This window comes from Treponema sp. R6D11, from assembly GCF_054786075.1.
The window spans coordinates 1-4,147 of record NZ_BDHD01000156.1; the positions used below are offsets into that span (position 1 = coordinate 1).

The 4,147-nt window shown below is 35.1% G+C and carries 4 protein-coding genes; all 4 read right to left on the reverse strand.

Features of this window, described 5'->3' with window-relative positions:
- Positions 1–134: 134 nt before the first annotated feature.
- From ACYVTD_RS10260 to ACYVTD_RS10275, 4 genes are read right to left on the reverse strand one after another with little or no spacing between them, the layout of a single operon-like run.
- Entirely contained in the window at positions 135–572 is a 438-nt protein-coding gene (locus ACYVTD_RS10260; RefSeq protein ID WP_461247683.1) for a hypothetical protein, read from the reverse strand.
- Complete coding sequence (locus ACYVTD_RS10265) at positions 562–2,139, reverse strand: FliG C-terminal domain-containing protein (protein ID WP_461247684.1); 1,578 nt, start codon at positions 2,137–2,139, stop codon at positions 562–564. The genes ACYVTD_RS10260 and ACYVTD_RS10265 overlap by 11 nt, the downstream gene beginning before the upstream one ends.
- Positions 2,129–2,566, reverse strand: coding sequence for a hypothetical protein (locus tag ACYVTD_RS10270; RefSeq protein ID WP_461247685.1), 438 nt, complete (start codon positions 2,564–2,566; stop codon positions 2,129–2,131). Before ACYVTD_RS10270 ends, ACYVTD_RS10265 begins: the two co-directional genes overlap by 11 nt.
- Positions 2,556–4,088 (reverse strand): FliG C-terminal domain-containing protein, encoded by a 1,533-nt coding sequence (locus tag ACYVTD_RS10275; RefSeq protein WP_461247686.1) that lies wholly within the window; start codon positions 4,086–4,088, stop codon positions 2,556–2,558. Before ACYVTD_RS10275 ends, ACYVTD_RS10270 begins: the two co-directional genes overlap by 11 nt.
- Between the last annotated feature and the right edge of the window lie 59 nt (positions 4,089–4,147).

Sequence of the window (4,147 nt, forward strand, 5' to 3'; positions counted from 1 at the left end):
ACCGTTCTGCGCTACAAATACCGGTTTTGAATATTTCATAACCTTTCCTTTTGCGTTTATAGCCCGCTATGGCTTTTATCTATGACTGTTCAACGAACAGTATTCAAAACACTGAGAACATCAGTGTAAGAACCCTATGATTCTTTGGGAAAAAGCGCATTTATTTCGTTGTAGGATAAAGCAAATCTTTTTTCATCATCATTTTCGTTTTCAAAGATTGTATCGCACTCTCTTGGAATCTCTGTAAATGCGTTTATCAAACACTTTAAAAGTTGTGTATTTAGACCGTTTTGTATGTGGAGTATCGTCGCTTTTTTAAGTTCCATTAAACGGCGGGTATATTTATCTTTTTCCTGTTCAATAATAAGTGATAATATGCGTTTCACAACTGGCTGGTCTACCCCATCTACAACAAATTGCAATCCATATTCAAAAATATCTCTGTTGTTTGCTTTTTCATGATCAATCAATTGTTCTAATTCCAACAAACCTTCTTTTCTTGCTTTTTCCGATAAGAAAATAATCCTTTCGGATATTTTTTTGTACTCAATATAAAATTCATCACGAGTCATTTTCTTGCCTCCGCTGTTCCTGCATTACGCCAAAAAGCACGTCGCCTCTTCCGTAGTTAGTACCGTTAATAAGGTTTAACATCATACTTTCGGGAGTGTATTGTATCAGATTGCTTATAAGGGCGGGTTTTGGGCTTAACTGTTTAAGAATAACATCATTCCGCACGGCTTTAAATATTTTTTCACCCCGTCTTTGTTTAATAATGTTATCCTTTTTTCTCGTTAAAACATTTTTTCCGTTCTGGCTGTAAAATTCTTCGATGGCATTAGACGTTTGTACTATACTAAGAAATTGGACTTCGCTTTTTGGAGTTTCATCGATAATAACAAGAGAGGGGAAAAACCATGTTTCACAGTCATGGCAAAAAAACCTTGTATCTTCCCTGTATTGTTTCGCGCGATCTTCAAACAGTTTGTCCGCCTTTGGGTTTGCGTAATAATCGAGTAAATCCTTAAATGAAAACACACGTCCGCACTTTGGGCAAACAGAGTAATTTATAAGCTTTATTTTTGTTTTTGGAATTTGAATATTGCCCATGCCCTGTTCTTTGTTTTTTTGCTCAATATCCACAAGATTTTTTTCACCATTTTCTGAGCCAAAATAACGGCATATTGGTATATCTTTTAGCACTTCGGGGGGGAAATTACCATAAGGTTCTTCCTCTTGAGGGTATTTAGTTATAAAGGTTGTAAACTCTTGAATACCGTAAAAGGCGTTAGTGTCGATTTGTGAGGAATCTAAACCTTCATAATTGTTTTCTATGTTATCCTTATTAATAAAATCATCTGAAGTAGGTTCAAAGCATCTTACAATTTCACCCGTATCTATTAAATGTAAATAAATTTTATATATATGTTCTTGAGATTCATCCACATCTTTTAACCTGACAGGCCCCATATAATCTATTTCTTCTATTAGGATTGTAGATGCCCTTACGGACATATTCTTGAATATCTTGTTTCTTATTTCAAGGTCTACTGATTTCAACGCTTTAGCAAGCTCCTGAAAATCAATTTCTCTCATAATTTTCTGAATAGCCCGATCATCGCAGCTTGTTATCATTTTTTTAAATGGATTTGATGGTGTTTTTATATATTTCTGTTTATACGTTTTTTCGTCAACGCCCGCAAGAAGCGCTTTTATTTCTTCATCGCTTAAAGGGCCATTATTATGTGGTACATCGTCTTCTTTTTTAATAAATTTTTGAATAATTGGATCTTCTGAAAGTTTATTGTCCGTATGGGCGTTAATCAAACAAGCGGTAATCCACGGATTTTCTCCTGATTGTATCCCAAGTACGGCTTCTTTTTTAATTTCCATCAAAAGACGGGCGTATTTATCTTCTTCCTGTTCAATGATGAGCGACAAAATATTGTCTATAATTGAATAGTCAGTCCCATCAACAGTCAGCCTAAAACCCAACTCTAAAACATCACGCTGTTTAAATTTTTCAACGTCAATCTCATCTTCCAGAGCCAATATACCTTCTTTTTTTGCCGTATAGATAAAGGAGAACATCCTTTCGGCAACCTTGTAGTATTCCTCATTAAATTCATCACGATTCATAATTAACCTCCATAAGTGATTCCATTTCTCTTCTAGTTATATCTATATTTTTTTCAAAAATTTCTTCGGACACAGGATCGCACTCAAGTGGAATTTCTGTATATGCGTTTAACATAATGTTTAAAAGATGTGGGCTCGTACCACCACACAATTGAAGCACGGCTTCTTTTTTAAGTTTCATTAATTGGCGGGTATATTTATCATTTTCCTTTTCAATAATAAGTGATAATATTCTGTCAATAGTTTTTGAATTAAACAAGTCTAATGATAATAGCAAGCCATAATCAAGGATATCCCTATTGTTTATTTTTTCTGGGTCAAGTATTTTTTCCAACACCAATAAACCATGTTTTCTTGCCATTTCCCACAAAGCAAATACTCTTTCGGATGTTTTTTTGTATTCGGTAAGAAATTCATCACGAGTCATACTCTTGCCTCCTTTGTTCCTGTCTTGCGCCAAAAAGCGCGTCGCCCTTTGCGAAGTTAGTGCCGTCAATAAGGTTTAACATCATGTTTTTGGGAGTGTGCTGCAGAAGGTTGGCGATAAGGGTCGGCTTTGAACTTAACTGTTTCAGGATAACGTCATTGCGTATTGATTTATACGTTACGTCCCCCATTTCTTTTATCATAATGTTTTCCTTTTCCCTTGTTAAAACATTCTTCCCTTGCCGGCCGTAAAATCTTTCGATTGCTTTCGCCGTTTGCACTTTGCCAAGAAACTGGACTTCGTTTTTAGGAATTCCATCGACAATAACAAGAGAGGGGAAAAACAATGTTTCACAGTTATAGCAACAATACCTTGTATCTTCCTTGTATCGCTTGTCATCAGGATGGAACCATTCACTACGGAACATATTACTATATGAAAAAACAGTTCCGCACTTTGGGCATACAGAATAGTTTATAAGTTTTATACCGGTATTCGGTATTCTAAAACTGCCCTTGCCTTCTTCTTCGTTTTTTTCTTCAATTTTAAGAAGGAGTTTTTCACTGTTTTTTGAGTCAAAATAACGGCACACGGGTGTATTTTTATATATGTTGCGGGGATAATGTCCATAAGGGTTTTCCGCAGGACGGTATTCCAATAAAAAGGCCTTAAATTCTTCGATACCAGAAAAGGCGCTCTCTAACTTGGGCGGGGAATAGTGTCCTTTATAAACCTGTTCAAATCTATCTTGGAAAAGAAAATCTTTGGGAAGAGTTATTTCGCCCGTATCAGATAAATTACGTATTACATGAAATATTTTACCTTGGGCGTCTATAACGTCTTGTATGCTGATTTTATTTATATTCTCAATTCTATTAATTAATAATTTTGATGCGATTAATGATATATTCCTGGATATTTTATTAATTACTTCAATATCCGCAAATTTTAACGCCTTAGCCGCCGTCTCCTCTGAATCCAGTTCCCTCATTATTTTTTGAATGGTGGGATTATCAATCTTTAAAATTTCATTAATTGGATTTAAACGGCTTTTTTCTGATGAAGTTAGGAAATATTTTTCTTCGGGTGTTGTTTCGGTATTTATTCCAGTAAGAATTTCTTTTATCTCTTTTTTGTTATGTTTTTCTACAAAAGAAATTTTAGCGATTGGATCATCTATAAAATTCATGTCCGTATGTGCATTTAAAAAATAGGCAATAATCCACATATTATCACCCTGTTGTAATCTAAGTACGGCTTCTAATTTAATTTCCAATAAAAGACGGGTATATTTATCTTCTTCCTGCTCAATGATTGGCAACAATATATCCTTTATAACTGAACAGTCGGTTCCATCAACAACAAATCTCAAACCCCATTCCAAAATATCACGCTGATCACATTTTTTACTGTCAATCATATCTTCAAGTTCCAATAAACCCTCTGTTCTTGCAATGTTGGAGAAAAGAAGTATCCTTGCCACAACCCTTTTATATTCGGTAAGAAATTCATCACGAGTCATGCTTTTGCCTCCGCTGTTCCTGCATTACGCCAAAAAGCACGTCGCCTCTTCCGTAGTTA

Excerpts from the sequence above, each read along its gene's own strand:
- ACYVTD_RS10260 (WP_461247683.1), bottom strand. The coding sequence starts at position 572 with ATGACTCGTGATGAATTTTATATTGAGTACAAAAAAATATCCGAAAGG.
- ACYVTD_RS10265 (WP_461247684.1), bottom strand. The coding sequence starts at position 2,139 with ATGAATCGTGATGAATTTAATGAGGAATACTACAAGGTTGCCGAAAGG.
- ACYVTD_RS10270 (WP_461247685.1), bottom strand. The coding sequence starts at position 2,566 with ATGACTCGTGATGAATTTCTTACCGAATACAAAAAAACATCCGAAAGA.
- ACYVTD_RS10275 (WP_461247686.1), bottom strand. The coding sequence starts at position 4,088 with ATGACTCGTGATGAATTTCTTACCGAATATAAAAGGGTTGTGGCAAGG.